Annotated in this window: 25 protein-coding genes and 5 pseudogenes; 13 read left to right on the forward strand and 17 right to left on the reverse strand. The window is 69.1% G+C overall.

Features of this window, described 5'->3' with window-relative positions; all coding sequences use genetic code 11:
- Window positions 1-6 precede the first annotated feature (6 nt).
- Together V1633_RS11405 and V1633_RS11410 are read right to left on the reverse strand one after the other, a co-directional pair.
- Window positions 7-612, reverse strand: coding sequence for a histidine phosphatase family protein (locus V1633_RS11405; protein ID WP_331214225.1), 606 nt, complete (start codon window positions 610-612; stop codon window positions 7-9).
- Between the two features lie 186 nt (window positions 613-798).
- Window positions 799-1461, reverse strand: coding sequence for a hypothetical protein (locus tag V1633_RS11410; RefSeq protein ID WP_331214226.1), 663 nt, complete (start codon window positions 1459-1461; stop codon window positions 799-801).
- A gap of 160 nt (window positions 1462-1621) precedes the next feature.
- Here V1633_RS11410 and V1633_RS11415 point away from each other — a divergent pair, with 160 nt between their 5' ends.
- From V1633_RS11415 to V1633_RS11425, 3 genes are all read left to right on the forward strand, one after another.
- Window positions 1622-2368 carry a TnsA-like heteromeric transposase endonuclease subunit gene (locus tag V1633_RS11415; protein ID WP_331214227.1) on the forward strand — a complete coding sequence of 249 codons (747 nt, stop codon included), beginning with the start codon at window positions 1622-1624 and terminating at the stop codon, window positions 2366-2368.
- A gap of 14 nt (window positions 2369-2382) precedes the next feature.
- Window positions 2383-3720, forward strand: coding sequence for a hypothetical protein (locus V1633_RS11420; RefSeq protein ID WP_331214228.1), 1338 nt, complete (start codon window positions 2383-2385; stop codon window positions 3718-3720).
- 217 nt (window positions 3721-3937) lie between these two features.
- A complete protein-coding gene (locus tag V1633_RS11425) occupies window positions 3938-4861 on the forward strand; it encodes a class I SAM-dependent methyltransferase (RefSeq protein ID WP_331214229.1) in 924 nt (307 codons plus the stop codon).
- Window positions 4862-4949: 88 nt separating this feature from the next.
- Here the strand turns inward: V1633_RS11425 and V1633_RS11430 are convergent, their stop codons facing one another.
- The 4 genes from V1633_RS11430 to V1633_RS11445 all read right to left on the reverse strand — a co-directional run bounded on the left by V1633_RS11430 (window position 4950) and on the right by V1633_RS11445 (window position 7031).
- The gene (locus V1633_RS11430) at window positions 4950-5432 is read right to left on the reverse strand and encodes a hypothetical protein (protein ID WP_331214230.1); all 483 of its coding nucleotides are present in this window, start codon (window positions 5430-5432) and stop codon (window positions 4950-4952) included.
- Complete coding sequence (locus V1633_RS11435; protein ID WP_331214231.1) at window positions 5429-5833, reverse strand: hypothetical protein; 405 nt, start codon at window positions 5831-5833, stop codon at window positions 5429-5431. Before V1633_RS11435 ends, V1633_RS11430 begins: the two co-directional genes overlap by 4 nt.
- 77 nt (window positions 5834-5910) lie before the next feature.
- Window positions 5911-6699 (reverse strand): hypothetical protein, encoded by a 789-nt coding sequence (locus tag V1633_RS11440; RefSeq protein WP_331214232.1) that lies wholly within the window; start codon window positions 6697-6699, stop codon window positions 5911-5913.
- A 59-nt stretch (window positions 6700-6758) separates the two neighbouring features.
- Window positions 6759-7031 carry a hypothetical protein gene (locus V1633_RS11445; RefSeq protein ID WP_331214233.1) on the reverse strand — a complete coding sequence of 91 codons (273 nt, stop codon included), beginning with the start codon at window positions 7029-7031 and terminating at the stop codon, window positions 6759-6761.
- Here V1633_RS11445 and V1633_RS11450 point away from each other — a divergent pair.
- Both V1633_RS11450 and V1633_RS36940 read left to right on the forward strand, forming a co-directional pair.
- The gene (locus tag V1633_RS11450) at window positions 7014-8051 is read left to right on the forward strand and encodes an ATP-binding protein (RefSeq protein WP_331214273.1); all 1038 of its coding nucleotides are present in this window, start codon (window positions 7014-7016) and stop codon (window positions 8049-8051) included. The genes V1633_RS11445 and V1633_RS11450 overlap by 18 nt on opposite strands.
- The gene (locus tag V1633_RS36940; RefSeq protein ID WP_407951999.1) at window positions 8048-8371 is read left to right on the forward strand and encodes a TniQ family protein; all 324 of its coding nucleotides are present in this window, start codon (window positions 8048-8050) and stop codon (window positions 8369-8371) included. Before V1633_RS11450 ends, V1633_RS36940 begins: the two co-directional genes overlap by 4 nt.
- Before the next feature lie 247 nt (window positions 8372-8618).
- Here V1633_RS36940 and V1633_RS11455 read toward each other — a convergent pair whose 3' ends face one another.
- Window positions 8619-9173 carry a hypothetical protein gene (locus V1633_RS11455; RefSeq protein ID WP_331214234.1) on the reverse strand — a complete coding sequence of 185 codons (555 nt, stop codon included), beginning with the start codon at window positions 9171-9173 and terminating at the stop codon, window positions 8619-8621.
- Window positions 9174-9854: 681 nt separating this feature from the next.
- Window positions 9855-10560, reverse strand: a pseudogene (locus V1633_RS11460) (IS5 family transposase); the annotation flags it as partial.
- An 11-nt stretch (window positions 10561-10571) separates the two neighbouring features.
- Between V1633_RS11460 and V1633_RS11465 the strand changes: the two are divergent.
- Both V1633_RS11465 and V1633_RS36945 read left to right on the forward strand, forming a co-directional pair.
- Window positions 10572-10856: pseudogene (locus V1633_RS11465) on the forward strand (hypothetical protein); the annotation flags it as partial.
- A gap of 36 nt (window positions 10857-10892) precedes the next feature.
- Window positions 10893-10970 (forward strand): annotated as a pseudogene (locus V1633_RS36945) (type II toxin-antitoxin system RelE/ParE family toxin); the annotation flags it as partial.
- A gap of 25 nt (window positions 10971-10995) precedes the next feature.
- Here V1633_RS36945 and V1633_RS11470 read toward each other — a convergent pair.
- Window positions 10996-11253 (reverse strand): hypothetical protein, encoded by a 258-nt coding sequence (locus V1633_RS11470; protein ID WP_331214235.1) that lies wholly within the window; start codon window positions 11251-11253, stop codon window positions 10996-10998.
- A gap of 44 nt (window positions 11254-11297) precedes the next feature.
- Window positions 11298-12191, reverse strand: a pseudogene (locus V1633_RS11475) (IS5 family transposase).
- A 371-nt stretch (window positions 12192-12562) separates the two neighbouring features.
- Here V1633_RS11475 and V1633_RS11480 point away from each other — a divergent pair.
- From V1633_RS11480 to V1633_RS11490, 3 genes and pseudogenes are all read left to right on the forward strand, one after another.
- On the forward strand, window positions 12563-13243 hold the full coding sequence (locus tag V1633_RS11480) for a hypothetical protein (RefSeq protein ID WP_331214236.1): 681 nt from the start codon (window positions 12563-12565) through the stop codon (window positions 13241-13243).
- A 426-nt stretch (window positions 13244-13669) separates the two neighbouring features.
- Window positions 13670-14116: a hypothetical protein gene (locus V1633_RS11485; protein WP_331214237.1), complete on the forward strand. Its 447-nt coding sequence runs from the start codon at window positions 13670-13672 to the stop codon at window positions 14114-14116.
- A gap of 136 nt (window positions 14117-14252) precedes the next feature.
- A pseudogene (locus V1633_RS11490) lies at window positions 14253-15141 on the forward strand (IS5 family transposase).
- A gap of 133 nt (window positions 15142-15274) precedes the next feature.
- Here V1633_RS11490 and V1633_RS11495 read toward each other — a convergent pair.
- From V1633_RS11495 to V1633_RS11515, 5 genes are all read right to left on the reverse strand, one after another.
- Entirely contained in the window at window positions 15275-15910 is a 636-nt protein-coding gene (locus tag V1633_RS11495) for a DsbA family oxidoreductase (RefSeq protein ID WP_331214238.1), read from the reverse strand.
- 58 nt (window positions 15911-15968) lie between these two features.
- Window positions 15969-16331: an antibiotic biosynthesis monooxygenase gene (locus V1633_RS11500; protein WP_331214239.1), complete on the reverse strand. Its 363-nt coding sequence runs from the start codon at window positions 16329-16331 to the stop codon at window positions 15969-15971.
- A gap of 499 nt (window positions 16332-16830) precedes the next feature.
- The gene (locus tag V1633_RS11505) at window positions 16831-17370 is read right to left on the reverse strand and encodes a hypothetical protein (RefSeq protein ID WP_331214240.1); all 540 of its coding nucleotides are present in this window, start codon (window positions 17368-17370) and stop codon (window positions 16831-16833) included.
- Between the two features lie 520 nt (window positions 17371-17890).
- Window positions 17891-18625: an alpha/beta hydrolase gene (locus V1633_RS11510; protein WP_331214241.1), complete on the reverse strand. Its 735-nt coding sequence runs from the start codon at window positions 18623-18625 to the stop codon at window positions 17891-17893.
- Window positions 18626-19172: 547 nt separating this feature from the next.
- A complete protein-coding gene (locus V1633_RS11515) occupies window positions 19173-19916 on the reverse strand; it encodes an AraC family transcriptional regulator (RefSeq protein ID WP_331214242.1) in 744 nt (247 codons plus the stop codon).
- 53 nt (window positions 19917-19969) lie between these two features.
- On the opposite strand from V1633_RS11515, the gene V1633_RS11520 reads away from it, so the two are divergent.
- Window positions 19970-21130 (forward strand): MFS transporter, encoded by a 1161-nt coding sequence (locus tag V1633_RS11520; protein WP_331214243.1) that lies wholly within the window; start codon window positions 19970-19972, stop codon window positions 21128-21130.
- Between the two features lie 157 nt (window positions 21131-21287).
- On the opposite strand, the gene V1633_RS11525 is transcribed toward V1633_RS11520, so the two are convergent.
- Window positions 21288-23786, reverse strand: coding sequence for a DEAD/DEAH box helicase (locus V1633_RS11525; protein WP_331214244.1), 2499 nt, complete (start codon window positions 23784-23786; stop codon window positions 21288-21290).
- Between the two features lie 194 nt (window positions 23787-23980).
- Complete coding sequence (gene trmB / locus V1633_RS11530; RefSeq protein ID WP_331214274.1) at window positions 23981-24670, reverse strand: tRNA (guanosine(46)-N7)-methyltransferase TrmB; 690 nt, start codon at window positions 24668-24670, stop codon at window positions 23981-23983.
- A 265-nt stretch (window positions 24671-24935) separates the two neighbouring features.
- Here trmB and V1633_RS11535 point away from each other — a divergent pair, with 265 nt between their 5' ends.
- Window positions 24936-25457, forward strand: a complete 522-nt coding sequence (locus V1633_RS11535) for a hypothetical protein (protein ID WP_331214245.1) — start codon at window positions 24936-24938, stop codon at window positions 25455-25457.
- 11 nt (window positions 25458-25468) lie between these two features.
- Window positions 25469-26182, forward strand: a complete 714-nt coding sequence (locus tag V1633_RS11540) for a class F sortase (RefSeq protein ID WP_331214246.1) — start codon at window positions 25469-25471, stop codon at window positions 26180-26182.
- The last annotated feature ends 69 nt before the right edge of the window (window positions 26183-26251 follow it).

The raw sequence follows: 26251 nt of genomic DNA on the forward strand, positions 1-26251 counted from the left end.
CGCGAGTTACCCGCCTTGTCGGGTCGGGCGCCCGGGCTGGTGCCGGGCCGGCCGGGGATTCCGCCGTCGCCAGTCCGACGGAAGGCGGTACGACCAGCCCGGCTGCCACTCGTCCGGAGAGCGGAGCAGGTCGGCCAGGTCGGCGCCGTTCAGCAGGTGCTCCAGTGCCCAGCGGTTGGCGCTGTGTGCCACGACCAGCACCCGGGCGCCGTTCCAGGCGGCGGAGAGGTCCCGCAGGAAGCCGATGGTCTGCTCGACCACCTGCCGGTAGCTCTGTCCGCCCGGAAACGGCTCGTCGAGGTGGCGTAGCCGCAGCTCGGCGATCTCGCTCACCGGAGCGCCGGTCAGTCTGCCGTAGTCGCACTCCCGTAGCCGGGTGTCGAAGTGCACCGGAAGCTCGCGCAGCGGGAAGGCGATCTGCACCGTCTCGACCGCCCGGGGGAGGTCGGAGCAGAAGACGATGTTCAGTCCGTTGGTCCGGCGGCGTGCGCCCAGTTCGTGGGCGGCCCGCCGGCCGTACTCGGAGAGTTGGCCGGGCAGCCAGCCGGTGGCGATGCCCGCCTCGTCGTCGGTGGTCACCGCGGGCGTCTCGTAGACGATGTCGACCGCCATCTCCCCAGCCTGCCAGCCCGCCGGGCCGCCCACCCACGCTTCGCCACCCCGGCGAACACCCGGGATCGCGTGGTCACGCGGTTGCCGGGGGAGTGCCACCCCTGGCCGCGTCCGGTACGGCGCCGGCGGTAGCCGGCGGGGCCGCACCGCACCACCGGCGCGGTGCGGCCCCGGACCGGGCGGTGGTCAGGCGGCGGTGGACCAGATGGCGGTGAACGCGGCGGCCTCGCCGGCCAGCCAGCGCTCGACCTGGTCGCCCCGGACCGCCGAATCGGGTCGGTGCACGAGCCCGCGGCGTACGTCGACCAGCACCGGCTCGGCGCCGGGCAGCACCTGCGCCATCTGGCGGCCCATCAGGTGCAGGGTGGCGAGCAGAGCCTCCTGGCTGGGTGGCTGCTCGTCGAAGTGCAGTCGGACGGCCTCCCGCCGGCCGTCGTCGTAGCGCAGGCCGAGGTGCGGATTGATCTTCACCGGCAGGTCGCCGATCATGCCGAGAGCGTCGTGGGTCTGGGCGAGCTGCACCGCCGACAGGTCACCGAGCGAGTGCAGGTAGCTCACCGCGCCCGGAACCAGGGCCTCGTAGAGCGGGCGCCAGCGCGGCTTGACGGTGCCGGCGATCTCCGACAGGTGCCGGCCGCCGGTGCGGAATGCGATGTCCGCCTTGAGTGCTTTGACCAGCTGGCCGTGCGGGTTGAAGCCGGACCTGCTCGTCCGCTGCTTGCGCAGCCCGCCGACGAACGTGGCCTTGGCCGGACCGGTCCGGTCGACGTAGCGGGTGAAGGCGAGCAGGGTGGCGTAGGGTAGCGGCGCGGGGGTGGGAGCGGGAGCGGTGGAGGCGGACGTCGTCACGGCTGTCCTCCCAGATCAAAGGCCGTTTTAGTACACACATTCTAATCGATTTTCGCCGCTCGGGGCAACAAGTCGCGATTGGCGACGTGTCCAGTCCACGGGAAGTTGGCCAACGGCGTGGCCACGTCCGGCTGAAGATGGCCAGCGGTACGGTGCCGGGATGCTTCGCGCGGTGCCTGGCTCTGGTGGTCCGCTGACGGCTGAGTTCGAAATCGGCTACGTGGGCGCCGACGGAGCCGAGCCTCGTGCCATCTTGATCAACTCAACTGAGGTGCGGTTTGAGCTGGGTAAGCCGGTGCGAGTCTTCTCATCGCGTAAGCGGCAGCGGCACTTCCCGGGCCTGTGGTGGTCGTCAACGACCGGTGGGCATGTCGGCTATGAGTCCTGGCTGGAGCGGGACCACCTGATGTTGTTGGATTTCGATCCTGCGGTGGTCGGCATCGCTTCGCAGCCGTTCTGGCTGTTCTGGGACGAAAATGGCCGCCGTCGTTCGCACGCGCCGGACTACTTCGCTCGTCTCGTCGGAGGCCGTGCGATGGTTGTCGACTGCCGTCCAGCAGAGCGGATCAAGCCGCGCGACGCCGTAGCGTTCGATGCGATGCGGCGGGCATGTGAGCTGGTCGGATGGGACTATCGCCTCGTTGGAGTGCCTGATCCTGTGCTCAGTACCAACGTGCGCTGGCTAGCCGGTTACCGGCATCCGCGTTACCGTGTGCCCGGCATCGTGGCGGCGCTGCGCGAGGTGTTCGTCAATACCGCGCCACTGATGGCCGGGGCGGAAGAGGCCGGTGATCCGATCGTGGTCCTGCCGGTTCTGTTTCACCTGCTGTGGTGTGGTGACCTCACCGCCGGCCTGGGCACGGTGCTGCACGACGCCACGCCGGTGACCACTGTTGGAGCGCGGTGATGGCATCCGGACGGATGCCGATGCTACGCATCGGTGAATGGGTGCGCTTCGACGGCGATGAGCACCAGGTGGTCGCGTTGGCGGGCACCTCGGTGCGGCTGCAGTCCAGGTCCGGAGCGGCACAAGTCGTGCTCTTGCCGTTCCTGCTTGCCGCGCCGGACTTTGAGCTTGTCGATGGACCTGCAACACCGGTGGTGGAGCCGTTCGGGCTGCTTGACAGCTTGCCGGATGACGTGGCGGAACGGGCCCGCTGGTGGCAGCGGCACGTGGTCGAGGTGATGACCGGCCTACCGTCCGGCGCGGAGCCACGCAGCCTCCCGCGGCCCGGATTCGACCCAGCGATTTCGACCCTGGCGCAGCGCGAGCAGGCCAAGGCGGAGGAGTTGACTGCCGCCGGCAGGCCGGTTTCGGCGCGTACGGTGCGCCGGATGCGTGTTCGCTATGCCAAGCAGGGACTCTGGGGCCTGGTCGACCAGCGCGCCATCAGGACGAGAGACATCGTTGGCAGAGCGGATCCGCGTCTTGTCGCGGTGATCCGCGCGGAGTTGGATGCGCAGACGCATGCCTCGACCGGCACCCGGGAACGGTTGATGCTGCGGGTCGTCGCCGCGCTGGCCGCCGAACACGGCGACGCCGTGGTGCCGGTTCCGGCTCGCAGCGCCTTCTACGAACTGATCGCGGCGTTGTCGGTGGGTCGGCACTCGTTCGGCGCGGCGACTACCCGCCGGTCGTTGGCGAACCGGCCCGATGGGCCGTTCACACCGACGACCGCCACCCGGCCGGGTCAGCTGGTGCAGATCGACTCCACGGTGCTGGACGTGATGGTCGTGCTGGATTCTGGGGTGCTCGGTCGGCCCGAGCTGACGATGGTCATCGACGTCGCCACCCGCACCATCGCCGCGGCAGTGCTGCGCCCGTCCGGCACCAAGGCCGTTGACGCGGCGCTGCTCCTGGCTCGGATGCTCGTCCCGGAACCGATGCGGCCCGGCTGGTCAACGGCGCTGCGTATGTCTGCGTCCAGGCAGCCTCACGCCCGGCTCGTCGGCGTTGACGCACGGCTGGAACTGGCGGCGGCCAAGCCCGACCGACAAGCCAATCGTCGAGCGGCAGTTTTCCTCGATCAACACCTTGTTCTGCCAGCACGTCGCAGGCTACAGCGGTGCCGGCCGTCCCGGGGTGCTGAGCAGCTCGAAGCCCTCGGCGTAGGCACCGGGGCCAACGTCACCCGGCGCGGCGACCGGGTGGCCGACGAAGCGGTCTGGAGCCTCGCCGAACTGCAGGACCTGCTCGACGAGTGGATCGTCGCGTGCTTTACCGACCGCAGGAACTCGGATACCGGCTCTGAGCTGTGACAACACATAGAATACATGTTCGCAACGGCGTTTCAACACCTGGCCGGACTATCTATCCCACGGCTTTGAGCACCGGTTAAAGGTCTTGTCCATTACGACTGGATCTAGGTCGATTTTCCTGTCCGGAGTCTTGGTTCCGGCCGTGGGGCCCAGTCGCAGCGCTGAGCCGTGAGGAAATTGGATAGTCGGATCCGCACGTTGTCGTTACGGTCGCGTTGTGGCATACCAGCATCCGCTCGCTTACACGTTGGGGCTGGAGGGCGTGGCGTTGCTGCGTGCCTTCGCCGGCGACTATGACCGAGACTTCATCGAGGCGCGGATCAGCGAGGTCCGGCGCCTTCTGGACAGCCCTGCGTTGAAGGGCGACGGAGTGACCGCGGCGCAGGTCGACACGGTGAATGGCTACCAGGTGTGGTCCGCGACGTATGATCAACCGGGTAACGGGCTGTTCGAGATCGAAGAACCCATCGTGCGCGAGATCCTTGGTCCTCTGTCTCCGGGGGTGGCCTTGGACGCGGCTTGCGGCACCGGACGATATGCCGAGTACCTCGCCAAGCACGGCTACAGGGTGATCGGTGTGGACAGTTCCCCGGACATGCTGGCTCACGCTCGTACGCGCGTTCCGAACGCCGAGTTGCGGCGGGGGGACCTGCATCAGCTTCCGCTGCCCGACGACCACGTCGACGTCGTCGTGTGCGCTTTGGCACTGACCCACCTTCCCGATGTCGCGCCGGCGCTCACCGAGTTCGCCCGGGTCCTGCGTCCTGGCGGCCATCTGGTGATCACTGACGTGCACCACGAGCTGGTGGCGTTGGGGTCGGTGCCGCGCGTTCGCTCTGCCGACGGTGATCCTGGGCTGCTGCCGGCGTTCCGCCATCGGGCTAGTGACTATCTCCGCGTCGCCTTGCCCTTGGGTCTGCAGCTACGGCGTTGCGAGGAACCTCGGATGTCCGGCGATGCCAGCAAGGACATGCCCGGGGAGATCGTGACAGGGCCGTGGGACGTCTGGCCTTGGTCGCTGCTGGGCATCGTCCCGGCGGCCGCTGGTGCCGCCTGGGACGGAACACCGAGCCAGATCATCTGGCATTTCCAACTGGCGCCGAGCGCAACCATGGCTGCCCCTCCTTCCAGTGCAAGCTGAGCCGGTCCGGACGCCGTTTCCCCTCGATGATGTTGGTCTTGGGGCCCGGCTGCCGCAGACGGTCGGGCACCAAGACCGAGTCGGCGGTTCAGACCCGCTCGAGAAGGTTGTGGCGGGCGGCGAACAGCGCCAGGGTCTTGCGTTGTCGGGCTTCCAGCCGCTGGTGGAGGTGCTCGGGGATGCGGATCGCGGCGTCGTGGTTGCCGGCCTTCGTCTGGTCGTGCCAGAGCATAGGAAGCCCGCCGTAGCGGCCCAGGCAGTCCAGACGCAGTTTGATCACCTCGCTGCAACGCCGTCCGGTCACGATGATCGTCTCCCAGGCGTCCCGCAGTCCGGGGTCGGCCGGGTCGTGGGGGGCGGCGAGCGCCTGCAGGTTCGTTTCCGCGGCGAGGGCTTGGGCGACTTCGTCGGAGAACGGGGTTCGTGTCCGCGTGATGATCCGTTCCGGAGAGGGCATGGCGGTGACGAAGGCCCGGTCGAGGCCAAGCCGTTCGGCTTCGCCGGACTCCAGGGCTTCCAGCAGAATGCGCCGGGTGCGGGTGAAGACCATCTGGCGGGTGTAGGCGGTCACGATGACGGTTTGCCGTGCAGGCCCTTCATCCCCAGCGACGGTAGCTCGTCCAGTTCGCGGAGCCGCTGGTCGGCGGCGAACTCGTGGACATGGTGAGGACGTAGCAGTCTCGGGTCGTGACCACTCCCAGGAGCGCGGGTCTCCAGGAAGGCGCTGAGCTCGATGCAAGCCCTGCGGGTGCCATCGAAGGTGTGGCCCGAGCGTGGGCACTTCGGTGATCGCAGTATGCCGGCGAAGTGGTCCCAGGCCAGGTCGCGCAGCCACCGCTGAGAGATCCGGGTCAGCTCGATGCGTGCCGACCGGTTGTTGAGTCTGCGGCCGAAGTGCTCGGTGTTCAGGTACCCCTGCTCGCGGGTTTGCTCCGGAGTCACATAGAGCGGAATGAGCAGGCTGATGAGCATCCGAGCGAGGTAGGCGGCGTCCCGGCCGGCCGCAGCCACCAGACCCCTTTTTGCGTCTGGGTCCAGGCCGCCGGTGGTCAGCTCGGTGAGCGAGTGAAATCCGTGCTCGCGGCAGTAGTCCGCCAGGCTCTGGATCTGAGCGAGCCCCAGCGCCGGCCCGACCCGCGGGCATGGACAAACAGTCCCCACTGGATCTCGGCCCGCAGCAGCGGGTGCAGGCCGCGGAGGTTGACCTGGCCCGGCCGAGACACCGGCGCCGTCTTTGAACACCACCGCCGAAAGTCCGCCTCGTTGCTGTAGGCGACTGGCACCGGCGTACCGGCCCGTTCGTAGCGGTTGCCCCACTGCGTCGGCAGCAGGGCCCCGCCGGGTCTTCCCTCTCGCAGGTAGCGCCGGTAGTGCCGGTAGCAGAGACCCAGGGGCGATTCGGCGAGATCGGGGCAGACCACGGCTTTGCAGCGTCCGTAGCCGGGCCGGGGCGACTGCCTGGCCAGCCAGGTGTCGAAGTCGGCGGCGTCACCGTGTCGATCACGGTAGTGATACCAGCTGAACTGGTGGTGGTGACACAGTCCCAAGGTCAACTGGCGGGAAGGCCGCCCGGGGCAGAGCCGGCACGGTCGCTCACGCAACTCCTCGCCGTGCCCGACCAGATCGGCGGTGCCCAGGAAGTCGACCCGGGACTGCTCATGCCGAAGCTGCCGCCATGCGGTCTCGTGGGCTCCGCAGAGATCTCCCCGGCCTGCCCTCGGCCGCTCGCAATCGGTGACCAGGCAGACCCATCGATAGACGGGGTGCTCCGGCGGGATCTCGACGATCTCCGAGCGGAACACGGGGTCGAACGACGGTGCGTTGATCAGCGCGGCCATGATCTCGAACCGGTCGCGCCCCTGCCGGGCATCCCGCACCGGGGCCAGAGCTATCGCGGTCACTTCGTCTCACCCCAGACTGTGCGAAGCGCGGCGTCGAAAGCCGGGTCGTGGATGTCGACGTGTCCGTAGACCTCGTTCACCGTGGCGGCTGAGGCCCAGCCGCCGGCGTCCCGGGCGATCAGCAGGTTCCCGTCCGCCGCGTCGAGAACCGCGGAAGTGCTGCCTACCCCACCGAACGGCGACGAACAGGCCGGCGCCGAAGTCATTCCGTTCGGCATCTTCGACGCCGACGCCGAAGCCGAAAGGTGGCCATGAGCCAACTTCAGCACCTACGTCTCGACCCCGCCCTCGACGACTCCGGCGAGGCAGCCGATGAGCCGCTGACCACCAAGGAAGGCTGGGCCCGCTTCGTCGGCCATCGGCCTACGCCACCCACCGGCGACGACGACGCCCGCATCGAATACCTGTCCGAACTGGTCATGGTCAACACCCCGACGATCATCGAGGTGATCGCCTGCGCCCGCCGGCTGGTCATGCTCAAGCGGCGACAGGTCTCCGCACGCCGCGGACTGATCGTCACGGGCGTCCCGGGCACCGGCAAGACCACTGCCATCACCGCGCTGGGACGCACCCACGAACTCGCGATCCGGCGCAAACACCCCCGTGAACTCGGGCGGCTGCCGGTCATCTACGTCACCGTCCCACCCGCGGCCACCCCACGCATGCTGGCCGTCGAGTTCGCTCGCTTCCTCGGCCTGCCGCTGACCAACCGCGCGAACCTCACCGAGGTCGTCAACGCCGTTTGTGTCACCGCGACTCACGTCGGCGTCGACCTGGTCCTCGTCGATGAGGTCCACAACCTCAACCTCGCGACCCGGTCCGGGGCGGAAGTCTCCGACCAGCTCAAATACTTCGCCGAACGGCTGCCCGCGACGTTCGTCTACGCCGGCGTCGACGTCGAACGCGCCGGCCTGTTCGCCGGCCCCCGCGGGCGGCAGATCGCCAGTCGGTTCACCACGATCCCGACCGCCGGATTCGCCTACGGCACACCGGAACAGCGCGCTACCTGGCGGGCCCTGGTTTCCGGGATCGAAACCACCTTGCCGCTGCGCAAGCATCCGGCCGGCAGCCTCGCCAAGCTGGACGAATACCTGCACCGGCGCACTGCCGGAATGATCGGTAGCCTGTCGCACCTGATCCGAGGCGCCGCCATAGACGCGATCCTCGACGGCACCGAACACATCACTCGGGCACATCTTGCCGCGATCCGGCTCGACCATGCCGCCGAAACCTACGCCAGCACCCGCCCCAGCCCAGCGACCTCGGCCGGCGCGGCCGCGACCGCTTGAGATCCCGGCTGCCCCGGCTGCCCATCCCGCTGCGGCCTGCACACCACGAGACGCTGGTCTCCTACGTCGCCAGGCTCGCCGCCGTCCACGCCCTGCCCCACGAAGAGCTATGGACCTGCCTCGGCGCACCAACGGGGTCCAGCAGCCGACGTTTGATCGTGCTCGACCGACTCGTCGCCACCACCGGCCACCCGGCCACTGCCCTCGAACACGCACTACCCGAACTACGCGACCCTGCGCCGGACTGGAAACAATGGCGGCACTACCCCGTCTCCGAGGCCCTCCGGACAGACTTGTCCCGCCCCAGATCAGCCTCATAGGCAGTGGCCAACTTCGAGCGGACCGGACACGACGGGCGTTTCGGCATCCGAGGCGGAGCCCGCTCTGGCGTCGCCCACGACGGGCTTGCTGCCCTGGCAGGCATCGACCTCACTGGCGGGTGTCGAACACCTCAACCCGCCCGCTTAACAGCTCGGCCAAGGTCAGCACCATCGAGTCGAATCGGTCCGGCCTCGTGGGTACCCGGCTGGAAAACAGCGTGTGGCCGGCACCCACCCCTGGGTGAATTTACTCCCGGGCGGCGGTGATCGACCTGGTGAGCGCCTTGGCCCCGAAGTAGGTCGCGACCAGCAGGCACAGGCCCGGGAAGAACGCGATCATGCCGGCCAGGAAGTTGCCGGTCTGCTGGCTCTCGACGGACGTGTTCGTCTCACCCCGTGCGACGCCGTCGACGACCAGGACGCACCGGCTAACCTCCGGGTCGCAGACCGGGGAGTCGGTGGCGACCTGGATGCCCACGCCCATCAGGGCGATCCCGGCGGCTGCGGCGGCGAGCAGTCCGACGACGGCGGCGGTGCGGGTGAGGATCACGCGTGCCTGGCCGGGAGGCCGCGGCTCCCGGTAGAAGTCGCGCGGAGGGCGGATCGAGCCGATCAGCCGGGCGATCACGGCGATAACGACGCACAGCACCGCCAAGGCCGGGATCGCGAGAAACGCGAGGTACCAGTGGTCCGTCTCGGCCAAGACGCCGAAGGCCGCCGGGAGGGCCAGGATGTTGAGCATCAGGCCGATCCCGGCGGCCTCCTTGAGTGTTTCTGCCCATGTCTTCCGCTGCACCGCCACACAGTGGACGGTAGCAACGAGGGTCTACTTGGGGTGTCCCAGTAGTACGGTCCGAAAAATAGCGGACGTACACCAGGCTGGCCGCGCTGCTGCGCGCAGGGAAGCTGGTGGCCTACGTGGCCGGGAAGATGCCCCGGGTGCCGCGCCAGACCAACGCCTGCTGGAGCTGTGATCGGTTCGGCTACGCCTGGGACCACTGCCACTCGGCGATTGAGGACCAACGTTCGGGAAAGTCACGCTAACGGTGATCTTGGTTGAGGAGCCTCCGCCGCGTGGTCGCGCACTCTGGCAACGTTCCATTGCAGAGAACGCCAGCAAGCCGACCGTAGACCGCCTCTTCGACGGCCGTCAGAAGACCTTTCACGCCATGTCAACGATCACCACAATCGAGAGTTATCGCTCGAACTGGCTTAGCGTGACTTTCCCGAACGTTAGTCCTCAAGCGCCGTCTACGCGAATCTTGCGGAATCCGGACCTACCTTGCGGATGATCGTGCGAGCCGTCCGGGTCACCTTGCGAGCCGCTGCTCACCGCCTCAGCATGACTCGACCGTGGACGCCTGGGGGCCGAAATCCGCAAGGCAGGTTCGGACGATTGGGCTCTCGGCGTCCGAACCTGCCTTGCAAGTCGCTGGTCAGCGCCTTGATCATCCGCAACCTAGCGCGTGTTTCGTAAGTGAGCTCAGAGCCATTCGTTGATCGCGGCGACGTTGTAGGTGGCCTGGTAGCGGACGGCGAGCTTGTCGTAGCGCGTGGCCAGGCCGCGTTTGCAGCTTGAGCCGGTTGATGCCGCACTCCACAGAGTGGCGCTGCTTGTAGATCTCGGGGTCGAAGGTCGGCGGTCGTCCGCCCTTCGGCCCCTTCTTGCGCCGGTTGGCGGCCTGGTCGTCTTTGATCGGGATCGTCGCCTTGATCCCGCGTCGCCGTAGGTGCTCTCGGTTGGCGGCCGAGCCGTGCGCCTTATCGGCCAGGACCCGGTCCGGACGGGTACGCGGACGCCCGACGCCTGGGCGTGGTACCCGGACGCGAGCCAGGACCTTCGCAAACTGCGGGCTATCGCCGCGCTGCCCACCGGTCAACACCACAGCGAAGGGCTTTTGACCCTGCTCGCAGGCCAAGTGCAGTTTGGTGGTCAAGCCGCCCCGGGAACGGCCCAGGGCGTGGTCGGCGGGTTCGTCCTCGACGCCGCCGGGCGGCTCCTCCTGCTCCTGCGGCCGGGTCCGGGCGCCGGCGGCGTGCTGGTGAGCGCGGGTGATCGGGGAGTCGACGCTGACGTCCCAGTCGATCAGCCCCGCCGCGTCGGCGTCAGTTTGCAGGCCGGTGAGGATCTGCTGCCAGACCCCGCCGCGCTGCCAGCGGCGGAACAGCCCATACACGGTCTGCCAGGGCCGGTCCCACAGCCAAACCGGTGGCGTTCCTACTCGCCGACCTCGGCGTGACCAAGAGCCACTCGCGGCCGCATGCCAGCAACGACAACCCGTACAGCGACGCCGGCACCGTCCACGCGGTCCGCGCCGAGGTCCTGACCGCCGCCTACCAGCGCCACCCCGAACGATTCGTCGGTAAACACCCCGAACCAGCAGTCCTGCCCGCAGCGGCATGGATCAACCCACCCCGCTCAGGAGCAGGACGACCAGCAGATTCACTCAAAGAATCCCTGATCAACCCGCCTCAAAAATCTTGACACCTTCCGCAGTCGGATCCCGAGATCTACCGTTCGGTGAATGTCGCCATCGACATGCTCGCCGAGATCGGGCCAGGTCTGGGACGCCCGCTGGTCGACACGGTGCAGGGTTCGAGGGGCCCGATCTACGCTTCGGTTGTCAGTCCGAGGTCCGGATCTGCTCCAGGTACGTCAGAGGCTCCCGGCGGAACTCCATGAGCTCCCGCAGCGCGTCCTTCTCCGCCGTGGTGATCACAACGTCCTCCTCCGACAGGGCGCCGACGAGCTCCGTGATCGCCAGGTCCCAGGCCCCGGCGCCTCCGGATTCCAAGACGATCGGCCGGTACTTCGGGCTGATCTTGGGTGCGAGCTGATCGGTGATCCGGCGGCTCAGCCGGTAGAAATCGATGACTTCCATGGGTCTCCCGTGGGTTCTGTGGCTAGGCCGTGTTCAGAGGTTAGTTACAGCCACTCGTTGATCGCGACGATGTGCAGGGTGGCGAGGTAGCGGACGGCGAGCTTGTCGTACCGGGTGGCGACTCCGCGGTGGCGTTTGAGCCGGTTGATACCGCACTCGACAGCGTGTCGTTGCTTGTACGTCTCGGGGTCGAAGGCCGGTGGCCGGCCGCCCTTCGACCCCTTCCTACGCCGGCTCGCCGCTCGGTCGGCCTTGATCGGGATGGTGGCGCGGATCCCGCGTCTGGTTAGGTGGTCCCGGTTGGCCTTGCCCGTGTACGCCTTGTCCGCGAGCACCCGGTCCGGTCGAATACGGGCCCGGCCCACCCCGATGCGGGGAACGCGGATGCCCGCCAGGACCGGTACGAACTGCGGACTGTCGCCGCGCTGCCCGGCCGTCACCACCATCGACAGCGGCTTCTGGCCCTGCTCGCACGCCAGGTGCAGTTTCGTGGTCAACCCGCCGCGAGAACGACCCAACGCGTGGTCAGCGGGCTCATCCTGGACCCCGCCCGGCGACTCCGCCTGCTACCGGCGGGCGGTGCGGGCACCAGCCGCGTGCTGGTGTGCTCGGGCGATGGTGGAATCCACGCTGACGTCCCAGGCGATAAGCCCAGCGGCGTCCGCCCGGGCTTGTAGCCCGGTCACGATCCGCGCCCAGGTACCGTCACTCTGCCATCGGCGGAACAGCCCGTACACCGTCTGCCAGGGGCCGTACGCCACAGGCACGTCCCGCCACGGCGAGCCGACCCGGACCCGCCACCGAATCCCGTCGATGAGCTGCCGCTTACTCCACTTCGGCGGCCGACCTGGCTTCTTGCCCCTGGGCAGCAACGGCTTCAGCGCCGCCCACTGCGCGTCGGTCAGGTCGTGCCGCCTCGTCACCGGTATGGTGGCCACGAGGTCTCCGGACTGATGGTCTTCTTCGTCGATGAACCATCTACCGGAGACCTCACTATTTATCGATCATCGACACGCCGATCAGGTACAGCCTGCGCCGACCAGCCGACCCACCTATGAAACACGGTCTAGAACCGGACGCGACAGGCGACTTGTCGAGTCCGCTCGACGCTTGCGAGTGTCCGGGCGCCACCGCGAGCGATCTTGCGAGCTGTCCGGAGTAGGTTGCGGGTCCGGTGTGACGCGTCGCCGCGAACTCGGCGCTGGTCGGCATGAATCTTGCTGGCCGGCATCGGTGATGATGTATCCATGACATGTCTGGTGGTGCTGCCATCCGCGTCGGCCATTCGGCTGTGGTCGCGGCCGACGCCGTGAGGCTCCTGGTCTGGTGGATCTGGGTCGGCGCGTTGTCCTCGGGCATCGCGGCGGCGCGGGTGGCGCTGCGGTGGTGGCTGATCGGTCGCCGGCCGGTGCTGACCTGCGCCGAGTTCGCGTCCGCCCGGCCCGGCACCCGCGTGGTGGTTGTCGGACGGACAGCCGCCGGGCCGGTGATCACCGCGGCTCGCAGCGGCCGGGCCTGCGTCGGGTACCAGTCCGTCCGCAGCCACGACCACGTGGTCAACGACAACTACACGGAGACCACCACGGACGCCGATGCCGAAAGCGGCGACACGAGGCTGCACGGCGACGTCGGCGACGCGCCGATCCACCTCGCTCGTCCGGTCCGCACCCGCAAGCTGTTCCTCTTCAACAGCGCGATGATGGTCCTCAGTGCGCGGGACGAGGATCCCCGCAACGACTTCCACGACCAGCGGATCGAACAGGAGTTCATCGTCCCGGCGGACCGACCGGTCGTCGCGGCCGGGGTGGTGGCGGCGGACGGCGACCCGAGAGTGGTGTTCCTGGACGGGGACGACTGGCCGAACGGAACAGCGCAGGGTCGCGCCGGCGCCGTCGCTCGCCGTTTCGCGCGCGACGTCGCCGTACTCCTGTGCACCGCCCTGGCGCTGACCGGACTGGCGACCGCGCTGAGCCAGGTTGGCGGCAACTGAGCCTTCCCGGCCCGTCGCCGCCACAGCCGCAATGCCGGGACCACGCGCGTGCACACCACACGGCGCCGTGTTCTGTACGGATACCTCCCCACGTACTCGGACCTGTACGCCGAACCCACACCGGGGGAACCGCAAAGTACTTCCGGACGATCGCAGGCGGGAACGTCCGCACCGACCTTGCGAACCGCTGGTCACCATCGTCGTCATCCGCAACCTCCAACCGGACGCGACAGCTGTTGTGGCGTCCGCTCGAACCTTGCGAGAGTCCGGAGTACCTTGCGAGCGATCTTGCGAGCCGTCCGGATTACCTTGCGAGTCCCTGAGCACTACAAGATCATTTCCGACCGGTCGACCACCGTCCGCGAGGGCCGACCGTCGGCGGTGGCTCAGTACCGGGTCCTTTTCGGCTCGGTCCACGCTGGGCGCGTGGATGATGACCGTGTGCAGCGGATCGGGCCGGTGGATGCAGGCGGGAGTGCGCCGGCTGGCTCGGGTGTGGGGCCTCGGGATTGGTACCGGCAGGGTGCAGGGTTTCTGCTGGGTACCGCCACCGGGTCGATGTTCTTCAACCTGTTCAGCAACTCGATCGGCTATCGGGGAGTCGCGCTCGTCGCCCTCGCCGGCGGTCTGGTCGCGTTGGTGGGCTGGCTTCGCCGGCATGCCGTTCAGGCTCCCCGCGCGCCCCTCGTGCGTGCCGCGGTTCCGGTGTTCGGCGGGGGACGTGCCGGCTCGTCACCGTCCGGCCGGGAAATCCGCAAAGTAGGTCCGGACGATTCGGCTCGCCGGCGTCCGGACCTACTTTGCGAGCCGCCGGTCAGCGCCTTGATCATCCGCAACCTGGAACTGGACGCGACAGTTGTCGCGTCCGGCTGAACCCTGCGAGTGTCCGGGAAAGTCTGCGAGTGATCTTGCGAGCCGTCCGAGGTCACGGCGTGGCGGTGATCGACGACTGAAGAGGTCTCCGGTATCTGGTTCTGCGACCAAGCCGAAACTTCATACCGGAGACCTCGTGCCCAGCGTGGCGGTGACGAGGCGGCACGACCTGACCGACAGGCAGTGGGCTGTTCTGGCTCCGCTTCTACCTGCCGCATCGACGACGGGGCGTCCGCCGAAGTGGGAAAAACGGCAGCTCATCGGGATCCGCTGGCGGATCCGGATCGGCGCCCCATGGCGCGACATCCCGGCCGAGTACGCGCCCTGGCCCACCGTCTACGGCCTGTTCCGCCGCTGGCAGCGTGACGGCACCTGCGACAAAATCCTGACCGCGTTGCAGGCCGCCGGCGACGCGGCCGGCCGGATCGGCTGGACGGTGAGCGTGGACTCGATGACCAGCCGCGCCCACCAACACGCCGCAGGCGCCCGCACCGACGGGCACCTGCAGAAGGAACCACCCGGCGGCGTGTACGACGAACCAGCCGACCACGCGCTGGGCGGTCACGCGGCGGGCTGACCACCAAGACTCACCTGGCCTGTGAGCAGGGACAAAAGGTCCTCTCCCTGATCGTGACCGCCGGGCACCGTGGTGACAGTCCGCAGTTCATCCCCGTCCTGCGCCGTATCCGGGTGACCCGCCTCGGGGTGGGCCGACCCCGTACCCGTCCCGACCTGGTCCTGGCCGACAAGGCCTACACCAGCCGCGGCAACCGCACCCATCTACGGTCCTGCGGGATCAAGGCCTGCATCCCCAGTAAGACCGACCAGGACGCCCACCGCAAGGCCAGAGGCTCCAAGGGCGGGCGGCCACCCGCGTTCGAAGGGACCTCTACCGGCTACGCCACGCCGTCGAGAACAGCATCAACCGGCTCAAACGCCATCCCGGCGTCGCCACCCGATACGACAAGTTGGCAGTCCGCTTCCAAGCCGTCCTGGCCATCACCACCATCACCGAGTGGCTCTGACCGGCTTTTGAAACACGCCTTAGCCGACCAGCGCACCGCGCGGACGCTGGACGGTCTTGGCCGGGCGGACGCGCGGCTGGTCGGGGCGGTGGAGTCCGGACCTACCTTGTAGATGATTTTGTAGGATCCGGACTTACCCTGTGGGCGAAGAAGAGCAGGCATTGACGAACAGGTGGTGTAGCTCTTCAGGGGTCTGGACACCGGAAACCGGGCGTTGGCCGTCGATCACCAGCGACGGGACGCCCGTCACGCCGCGTTCCGCGGCCCGGCGTTCGTCGGCCCGCACATGCTCGGCGTAGTCGTCACTGCCGAGCAGGGTACGTACGTCGGTCGGGTCTAGCCCGGCCTCGTTGCCCAGCCGTTCGAGGGTCTGCGGCTCGGCGACGTTGAGACCTTCGGTGTGGTAGGCGTGGAGCAGGCGCTCCATCATCCTGTCCGCGACACCGTGGTCGGCGGCGAGGTGACACAGCCGGTGGGCGTCGAACGTATTCACCGGCTGCGCACGGTGCAGGTTGAGTTCCAAGCCTTCTGCCTTACCCAGCGCGCGGATACGCGTGATCCTGGCGGGAGCCTGCTCTCCCCACCAGCCCACCATCGCCTCAGCGGCCGTCAGGCCCGGGACTTTGCCTTCCTCCGGAGCGAGTTCGTAGCTACGCCAGACGATCTGTATCCGGTCGCGGTCGGTGATCTTGGCTAGGGCGGCGGCGAGGCGCCGCTTGCCGATATAGCACCACGGGCACAGAATGTCCGCGTATATCTCGACCTTCATGGGTTCCTTCATTCGACGGGCAGCGTCAGATCGCTGCACACGCTCGGGTGAGTCGGGTTCAGGCATCGGTCTGCTGCGGGCCGGGACCGACCTCACGGACGACGACGTAAGTGGGGTTGCCGCTCATGCGAGGTTCGGCCTTGCCGGACAAGCCGCCCAGGGCCTTGCCGATGGCCGCCATCCGGCCTTCGGTGTCGGAGGTCGCCACAAAGTTGCGGTAGTCCGCCTCGCTTGCCCAGTGCACGATGTTGTAGACGCGGGTGCCGTCGTTGCTGACGTGGAACCGGGCCGACAGGTAGCCGGGATAGAAGCGTACCCACTGCTCTTGAATATCGGCGAAGGCGGCCACGAGTTCACGCTGCGTTTCAGGCCCATCGACCGTGTAGTCGATGATCGAGTAGAAGCTGGTGTCGGTACTCATGTGCTCTCCCGTGGATGGAATGTCAGAGAACGTGGTCCTGGCTTGGATCCTGCAACCTCGAGACGGCTTGAGGTCAAGAGCGCGATCTGGTGCGGCAGCGGCCACAGCCGACCTGACCCTGCCAAGCTGACGAGCCCCACCTGGACCACACGCCGGCACCCGCGCGGTGGGCGCCCGATGCTCGCCAGCGAACGCCGACTCACCGGAGGCAGGAAGGCGGCCGTCGAACCTCGCCTCGCCAGCCCGCCCGACTCTGACCCCGGCGGAAACCGCAAGATACATCCGGACAACCGGGCACAGAAACGTCCGGACCTACCTTGCGGACCGCTGGCCAGCGCGGTCGTCATCCGCAAACTTCAGGCGGGCGCGACAATGGTGGTTGTCGTCGCTGTCCGGCCCGCGTGATGTTGGCAACGTCCATGGTGCTTGGCACCAGCTTCGGCAGGACGCCTGAAGTGCCGCACGTCGTGTGGAGTCTTCAGGCCGACTTTCGACAGGTTCAGGGGTGGGGCTGCGGCGGTGGTCGCCCCCGATCGCGCCGGACAACGCCCCCCACTGGGTCCACGCCGTCCCATCGTTTGTTCCAGTACCCGATCCGGGCCCGGATCTGGCGGCGCAGCCGCGCCCACATCTCTTCCTCGCCACGCAGCAGGGACTGGCAGGGCCCTCGCAGGGCGTCCGCGTAGGCAGCAATGACCGCCGGGTGATTCTCAAAGAGCTGGCGCTGGTCGAACCGAGGCCGGCGCTTGGTGACCAGCTTGACCGCGTCGAACGCGTCATACCACTCGATGCGCCGCCGCCCGCCGTGCTCGTCGACCCGGGGTGGGAACCGGCCTTCCGGTAACGGACAGAGGTGGACCACGAACTCTTCCCGGAATTCAACCGTGACCCGGACACCTGTCGTCCTGTTCCAGTAGAAGATCTCGAACCCGCCACGACAGAACCGGCCCCGTCGCCGGCAGCCGTGCTCGACCACCAGGAAGTCGAACTCGGCCTCGCACCGCGTGCGCAGCTCGCGCTGCCAGGGATAGGCCGTCATATCGGTAGCATGACCGGCGATCGCCACCCGAAGAGCGGGCGCTCGGGGTGGCCCTCCCCGAAAGTGCCAAGTAGGTCCGGGCAGCATCGCGCAGGGCCGTCCGAGTTGTCTGGCATCACCGCAGTTCGCGAGCAACCGGCCGTGCCAGATCCAACCGGACCGGACAGTGGCTGTCGCGTCCGCTCGAACCGTGCGAGCGTTCCTCGGGGCGGCAATGACCAGGACGTTTGCAGGCGGCTCCGGCTCGCCAGGTGCCGGCTCCACCCGGAATCCGCAAGGTAGGTCCGGACTGCGGCGGACCCGGTTGTCCGGACCTACCTTGCGAGCCCCTGGTCAGCGCCTTGATCATCCGCAATCTTCGGCCGGACGCGACAGTCCTGTCCGGTCGAAGGTGGCCAGTCCGCAGCGACACTTTTCGGGTCCGTGGTGGTCCTCGACGGGGTCTGTCCGCGATGGCGGAGTGCTGGCCGGCGCCGCCTACCGCCTGCCGCCGGCCTGGCGGCGGGGCCCCGGCCCGCGGCTAGCGCAGATGCCGGGCGAAGAACCCGGCCGCGTCCTCCCCGGCGAACTGCGGGACACCGGTGTGTCCGCCCATGTTGGCGTGCAGCGTCTTCTCCTGGGAACCGAAGGCGTCGAACAGGTCCAGGGCCGCCTGTCGGTCGTTCCGCTCATCATCCCACTGCAGCAGGACATGCAGCGGAATGGTGACCCGGCGGGCCTCCTCGAATATGGCGCGAGGTACGAAACTCCCAGCGAAGAAGCCGGCGGCCACGATGCGCGGCTCGACCACCGCCAGCCGAGTGCCGACGGAGATCACTCCCCCCGAGTACGCGACCGGGCCGCCGACCTCGGGCAGCGTAAGGAGGGCGTCCAGGGCGGCCTGCGATTCCGGGACCGCCCTGTCGACGAGCGGGAGGATGAGGGCGTCGATGATCTCGGAGCTGACCGGCTCGCCGGCATCCATGGCCCGGCGCAGGTCGGCGCGGGCCTGCTCGGCGGCGGCCCAACGGGGCCGGTCACCGCTCCCGGGGAGCTCGATGGTGGCCGCAGCGAAGCCATCCGCCGCGGCGCGCCGGGCCCGCGCCACCAGGCGGGGGTACATCTTGTGCAGTCCGAGCGGGGGGTGGCCGAGCAGGATCAGCGGGACCGGTGCGGATGCGGATGCGGGCGTCCACAGGATGCCGGGGATCTCGCCGAGGGTGAATTCGCGTTCGAGGACGCCGTCATCGAGGCGCTGTTCAGAAGTGAATCGCATGGTCGTGCCTTTCGGGAGTGCTCGTGAACGGCGCTCCCGGACGACCTATCGTCCGACCGTGACCCCAGAGGGGAGCACCCATGTCGAAACGTTCACGGGTACCACCTCCTCGGTCTCTCGCACGGCCTCCGGAAATCTAGCAGCGGGCGCCGTGATCAGCCAAACGTGTTTCTGTGCGGGCCCCGTGGCCGGATGCCACGGACAGACTGACCGGCGCTCCGGTGAGCGAGATCGCCGAGCTGCGGCTGCACCATGCCGGGGTGTGGCCGATGCGGTACGCGACGAGCAGTACGCGTGGAGGCCGCCGGCAACAGGGCGACGACATTGAGGACACTTCGCCTGTCGCCCCCCGGCATCGCTCTGCCACGATATGACGATGCGAGGGTGCGGGACGTCTCCGAGAAAAGTCGGTCCCCGGCCTGCAACGTCGATCCCGACTGGCCGGACGATCCCTCCGAAACCGCGATAGGTGGCCATCCGGTGAGGTGTCGGCCCTGAGCCTTCGAAGGGTGAACCGTGACCAGTGATTCGTCGCCGGCCGACGCGGTCAATGCCGGCGGTGCGCTCCGGGTGTCTCGCCGAAGGCGCGGCGGAAGGCGTCGATGAACGCGCTGGTCGAGGACCAGCCGCAGCGGTGGGCGACGGTGGTGACCGGTTCGTCGCCGGCCAGTAGGTGCAACGCGTGGTAGAGACGCAGTTGCGTGCGCCACTGGGGAAACGTCATGCCGAGGTCGGTGCGGAACCGGCGGCTCAGGGTGCGGTCTCCCGCGCCGACCTGGCGACCGAGCTCGGCGAGGGTGCGGCTGTCAGCCGGATCGTCGAGGAGGAGGTCGCACACCGCCCGTACCCGAGGGTCGCTGGGCGTGGGGAGTTGGACGGGTTGTTGCGGGGAGGCGCGTAGCTGGTCGAGCAGGACCGCGCGTAGCCGGCGGCGTTCGGGGCTGTCGTCGTCCGGGTCGCGGGTGCAGACGAGGATGAGTTCGCGTAGCAACGGGCTGACGTTCAGCACGGTGGGCGCGTCGACGCTGAGCGGATCGGCCGAGGTGGGCAGCCCGAGCAGGTGGAGTTCCAGCGCCCCGTGGGCACGGTGGGCGTGTACGCAGCCGGCTGGTACCCAGATCGCCCGCGTGCCGGGCGCGACCCACGTCCCCGCCTCCGTGGTGACGGCCAGAACGCCCGAGCCGGCATAGACGATCTGGTGGTCGTCGTGGTGATGGGCGGTGATCTGTTCGCCGGGCGCCATGGCTTGGACCCGGGTGGGCGCTTGGGGCTGGTGGCGGTTTTCCGACATCGTTTGGCATCTTATCGGAAGCGCGCCATGACGATCCGGCACACGATCATGATGTGTCCAAACGTTCTCCGGCGATCCTGCTGTTGTCCCTCGGCCACGCGTGTGTGGACGTCTACCAGGGCGCGGTGGCCGCGCTGGTGCCGTTCTTCGTCACGGAGCACGGCTACGGCTACGCCGCTGCCGGGGGCATCGTGCTCGCCGCGTCGCTGCTGTCCTCGATCGTGCAGCCGTTGTTCGGCGCGCTCACCGATCGGTGGGCGATGCCGTGGCTGCTGCCGGTGAGCACTGTCGTGGGCGGGACAGGCGTGGCCCTGGCCGGGGTGACCGGCAGCTACACGCTCACTCTCGTGGTCGTCGCGGTGTCCGGGATCGGCGTCGCCGCGTACCACCCGGAGGCCGCACGCGTCGCGCGCCTGGCCGCCGGGCACAGCCACCAGGCGATGGGCTGGTTCTCCCTCGGTGGCAACCTCGGCTTCGCGACCGCGCCGCTACTCGTCGCCGGGGTCGTTGCCACCGGCGGGTTGCACGCGTCACCGCTGCTGGTCGTCCCGGCGCTGGTGGGTGCCGCGTTGTGCGTCGCGGCGCTGCGTTCGGTGAGAATCGCCGCCGCGGTCTCCCCGGCCGCCGCGGCACCCGCGGGCCGCGACGACCGTCGCTCGTTCCTGCTGCTGTCCGGGGCCGTCGTCTGCCGGTCGATCGTCTTCGTCGCGCTGAGTTCGTTCGTGTCGCTGTTCGCCGTCCAGCGGGTGGGCGGCGGCGAGACGGTTGGTACGGCCGCGTTGTTCATGCTCTACATCGGTGGTGCGGTCGGGACCGTCGTCGGCGGCAGCCTCGCCGCCCGCCACGGCCGGCTCCCCGTGACGCGGTGGTCGTACGCGTTGAGCGTCGTTGCTGTCGCGGGGGTCGTTCTGGTGCCCGGGCCGCTGCTGTTCGTCTTCGTCGTCCTCGCCTCGGGCGCGCTCTACGCGCCGTTCTCGCTGCACATCACCCTGGGCCAGGACTACCTGCCCCGCCATGTCGGCGCGGCCAGCGGCGTCACCCTGGGACTCGCGGTGAGCATCGGCGGCCTGGTCAGTCCCGCGATCGGGGCACTCGCCGACGCCACCTCGCTGCGGGCGGCTCTCGTCCCGTTGATCGTGTTACCCGCGGTCGGCTGGCTCCTCCTGCGCCCGCTGCGCGAACCCGCCCTGCCCGACGTGGTCGCCCGACACTGACGCCTGTACCCACCGTCTGTCGGAAGCCACGAGCAGCACCTGGGAGACCAGACGATCACGGCTCGCTCCCCGCCGACGGCAGCACACCGCCGCAGCAGGTCAGGATGGCTCTCCGGCGGGACCACGTACCCGACCGTCTACTCGGGAGAGGGACCGGCTAGAGCTGGCCGACCTCGGTGATCCGCAGTACCGCGGCACCGGCCGCGTCGGAGGCCGCCAGGTCGACCTCCGCGCTGATCCCCCAGTCGTGGTCGCCGTCCGGGTCATCGAAGATCTGCCGGACCGTCCAGCGTTCCCGGCCCTGGTCGATCATGAGCAACGCCGGACCCCGGGCCGCCGGGCCGGTGCCGATCTCGTCGTACGCCTCGAAGTACGGCTGCAACGCGTCCGCCCAGGCGTCGGCGTCCCAACCGTCGGCGCTGTCGAGTTCGCCGAGCTCGTCCCAGCGGCGCAGGGCCGCCAACTCGACCCGGCGGAACAGGGCGTTGCGGACCAGCACCCGGAACGCCCGCACGTTGCCGGTGACCGCCGGAGGACGCTCGTCGAGCACCTTCTCCGCCACCGCGCCGGGGTTGCGCAGCCGCTCCCACTCGTCGATCAGGCTGGAGTCGACCTGGCGGACCAGTTCGCCGAGCCACTCGATCAGGTCGACGAGTTCCTCGGTCTTGGCGTTCTCCGGAACGGTCTGCCGCAGCGTCCGGTACGCGTCCGCCAGGTAGCGCAGCACCAGCCCCTCAGAGCGGGACAGCCCGTAGAAGCTGACGTACTCGGTGAAGGTCATCGCCCGTTCGTACATGTCCCGGACCACGGCCTTCGGGCGCAGCTCGTAGTCGGCGACCCACGGGTGCCCCCGGCGGTACATCTCGTACGCGGCGTCCAGCAGTTCGGCCAGCGGCTTCGGGTGGGTGACCTCGTCGAGCAGTTCGAGCCGGGCCTCGTACTCGATGCCTTCGGCCTTCATCGCGGCGATCGCCTCGCCACGTGCCTTGAACTGCTGGGCCGACAGGATCTGCCGGGGATCGTCCAGCGTGGACTCGATCACCGACAGCACGTCCAGGGCGTAGGTCGGGGACTCCGCGTCCAGCAGTTCGATCGCGGCCAGCGCGAACGGCGACAGTGGCTGGTTGAGCGCGAAGTCGAGCTGCAGGTCGACGGTGAGGCGTACCCGCCGACCGGTCTCGTCCGGCTCCGGCAGTTGTTCGACCACGCCGCCGGCCAGCAGCGCCCGGTAGATCGCGATGGCCCGGCGGATGTGCCGGCGCTGCGCGGCCGGATCCTCGTGGTTGTCGGTGAGCAGGTGCCGCATCGCGGCGAACGCGTCACCGGGCCGGGCGATGACGTTGAGCAGCATCGCGTGGCTGACGTGGAAGCTGGAGGTGAGCGGTTCCGGCTCGGCCTCGACGAGACGGTCGAAGGTGGGCTGCCCCCAGCCGATCGACCCCTCCGGCGGCTTCTTCCGGACCACCTTGCGGCGCTTCTTCGGGTCGTCGCCCGCCTTCGCCAGGGCCTTCTCGTTCTCGATCACGTGCTCCGGCGCCTGCACCACCACCCGGCCGAGGGTGTCGAAGCCGGCCCGGCCGGCCCGGCCGGCGATCTGGTGGAACTCCCGCGCCTTGAGCAGTCGGGTCCGGACCCCGTCGTACTTCGACAGGCCGGTGAAGAGCACGGTCCGGATCGGCACGTTGATCCCGACGCCGAGGGTGTCGGTGCCACAGATGACCTTGAGCAGGCCGGCCTGGGCCAGGGTCTCCACGAGGCGCCGGTACTTCGGCAGCATCCCGGCGTGGTGTACGCCGATGCCGTGCCGGACCAGGCGGGACAGCGTACGCCCGAAGCCGGAGGTGAACCGGAAGTTGCCGATCGCCTCGGCGATCATGTCCTTCTCGGCCCGGGTGGCGACGTTGACGCTCATCAGCGCCTGGGCCCGTTCCAGCGCGGCGGCCTGGGTGAAGTGCACGACGTAGATCGGCGCCTGCTTCGTACCGAGCAGTTCCTCCAGTGTCTCGTGCAGCGGCGTCATGGCGTACGAGAACATCAGCGGCACCGGCCGTTCCGCGTTCTTCACCACCGCGGTCGGCCGCCCGGTACGCCGGGCCAGGTCGTCGACGAACCGGGTCACGTCGCCCAGCGTGGCGGACATCAGCAGGAACTGCGCCTGGGGCAGCTCGATCAGTGGCACCTGCCAGGCCCAGCCGCGGTCCGGCTCGGAGTAGAAGTGGAACTCGTCCATGATCACCAGGCCGACGTCGGCCCGGGCGCCGTCCCGCAGCGCGATGTTGGCCAGGATCTCGGCGGTGCAGCAGATGATCGGGGCGTCCTCGTTGACGCTGGCGTCCCCGGTCAGCATGCCGACGTTCTCCGCGCCGAAGATCTCGCAGAGCGCGAAGAACTTCTCCGACACCAGCGCCTTGATCGGCGCGGTGTAGAAACTCACCCGGTTGTCGGCGAGGGCGGCGAAGTGGGCACCGGTGGCGACCAAACTCTTGCCGGAACCGGTCGGGGTGCTCAGGATCAGGTTGGCGCCCGAGACGATCTCGATCAGCGCCTCTTCCTGGTGGGGATAGAGGGCGAGTCCGCGCTCCAGCGCCCAACCGGCGAACGCGTCGAAGAGGACGTCGGGTTCGGCGCTGCCCGGCAGCTGGTCAGTGAGCGTCATGGCCGGTCCATGGTGCCTGGCCGATCACGGCAACGCCAATCCGCCCCCGGCCCGCGCCCATTCCACTCCCATCCCGCTCCCGGTCCGACCACGGTCCCTTTCCCGGCGCGGCACCGATTCCACGTTCGGCCCGACGCCGGTCCCGGTACAGGGCCCACCGTCGCGCCGGTGGGTGGCACCCTCGGCGCGTACGGTCAGCGGCGGCGGAAGATCAGGTCGAAGGCGGGCCGGTCGGCGCGGGTCGCCCGGCGCTCGAACTTGGTGACCGGCCTGCCCGCCGGCCGGGGCGCGTAGTCGGGAAACATGTTGACCAGGCCCGGATCGGCGGTCAGTGTGCTCAGCATCGCCTCGGCGTACTCGGCCCAGTCGGTGGCGCAGTGCAGGACCCCGCCGGGAGCCAGCCGGGACCGGAGCAGCGCGACGTGCGCGGGCTGGATCAACCGGCGCTTGTGGTGCCGGGGCTTCGGCCACGGATCGGGAAAGAACACGTGGATCGCGTCGAGCCGGTCCGGCGGGAGCTGGTGCCGGAGAAGATCGAGGGCGTCCCCCCGGGCGATCCGGACGTTGGTCAGCCCGAGCCGCTCGACGAGGGAGAGCAGGTTGGCGATGCCCGGCGTGTGCACCTCGACGCCGAGGTAGTCCCGGCCCGGGTCGGCTGCGGCCATCTCCGCCGTGGCGTCGCCCATCCCGAACCCGATCTCCAGCACCACCGGCGCCCGGCGGCCGAACAGTGTGCCCAGGTCGAGCGGGGTGGGTGGCTCGGCGGGCGGCGGCGCGGTGGTCGGTCCCGGCGGGACAACCAGCCCGTACGTCGGCCACAGCCGGTCGAGCGCGTCGTGTTGCCGGGTGCCGAGCCGCCCACGACGCGGATGGAAGGTGCGGATCTGGGCGCGGTGGCCGGCCGCCGGCTGGTCGCCGGGTGTCGCGGTGGCCCGGTCGGGGCGTTCCGCGGGATTCCGGCTGGTCTGGTCCTGGCTGGTGACGGTCACGGGTACCTGAGCCTACGCGATGGCCGGCCGGCACAGCTGATCTTGACCGATAACCCGCGACCGGGTGTGCCCGAGGCCGTCAGATGAGAGGATTTCTCCGTACGGCAGGCCCGGTGGCCCCCCGCGTCCGGCCCTGCCCGAGGCGCCGGGAAGGGGGATCGTGTCCAGCCGTCGACTCCGGGTCGCGCTGTCGGCCGTGGTGTCCGCCGCGTCGGTCGCGCTCGCCGGGATACTCCTCGGCGCCGCCCCGGCCCGCGCCGCCGACGTCTTCGTGCAGGTGAACCCGAGCACGGTGGAGGCCGGGTTCATGGTCGGGATCAAGGCCAGCTGCCGGACCAACACCCAGCCGGCGACGGTCGAGTCGCCCGCGTTCGGCAGCGTCACCGTGCAGCCGCAGGCCGGATTCCTCACCGCGGTGGTGACCGTGCCGGAGAAGACCAGCGCCGACACCTACCGGGTCCGGTTGAGCTGCCCCGACGGTGGCAGCGCCTCGACCCGGCTCATGGTGGTGGGGGCGACCCGCCCGAGTCGGGGCCCGGCGACCGGGTTCGGCGGCACCGCCGGGGACGACCCGGGGCGGCTGCTGGTCGTCGGTGGACTGGTCACCACCACTCTCGGCGCGCTGCTCGGCCTGGTCGCGGTACGCCGCCGGCGCCGCCCGGCGGCACCCGGCGGGATCTGAGCCGGCATCCGATGTCCCGCACCGCCGCCCCCCGCCGACCGCGCCTCGGCGGTCGACGCCCGGCGGCACACCTGCTGCACCCTGCCGCCCGGGGCGGACCCGCCGGTCGACAGCGCCGGAGTGCGGTCGGCCCGCTCGCGGTACTGCTCGTCCTGATCGGGGTCTTCGCCACCGGCGCCGGGCTCGGCCGGTCGGCGGACGGACCGTGGTGGTTCCTGAACAGCGGCAGCCGGGAGCCGCCCCGGGAGTTTCCGGTGCTGGCCCCGAGCCGACCGGTGCGTCTGGAGATTCCCTCGATCGGGGTGGAGGCTCCGGTGCACCGGGTGGGTCTGGCCGGGGACGGCTCGATCGCCGTCCCCGACCTGGACCGGCACAACGAGGCCGGCTGGTATGACCGGGGGCCGACGCCCGGCCAGTTCGGGCCGGCGATCATCGTCGGTCACGCCGACACCCGGACCGGTCCGTCGGTCTTCCACGACCTGGGGAAACTCCGCGCGGGTGCGCGCATCGAGGTGGTCCGGCAGGACCGCTCGGTGGCGATCTTCGAGGTCAACTCGGTCGAGCGGTTCGACAAGGACGCCCTCCCGGTCGAACGGGTGTACGGCGACTACCAGCGCCCCTGGCTGCGGTTGATCACCTGTGGCGGCCGCTGGGTGGGCGGCAGCACCGGCTACGCGGACAACATCGTCGCGTTCGCCTCGCTTGTCGACTCCCGCAAACCCTGAAACCGGCGTTCCCGACGCCGGGAGTCCCGGGCCCCTCCGGGCCACGGTGGTCGACGTCGCGCTGGCCGC

The organism is Plantactinospora sonchi (genome assembly GCF_036422035.1).
Lineage (GTDB): Bacteria > Actinomycetota > Actinomycetes > Mycobacteriales > Micromonosporaceae > Plantactinospora > Plantactinospora sonchi.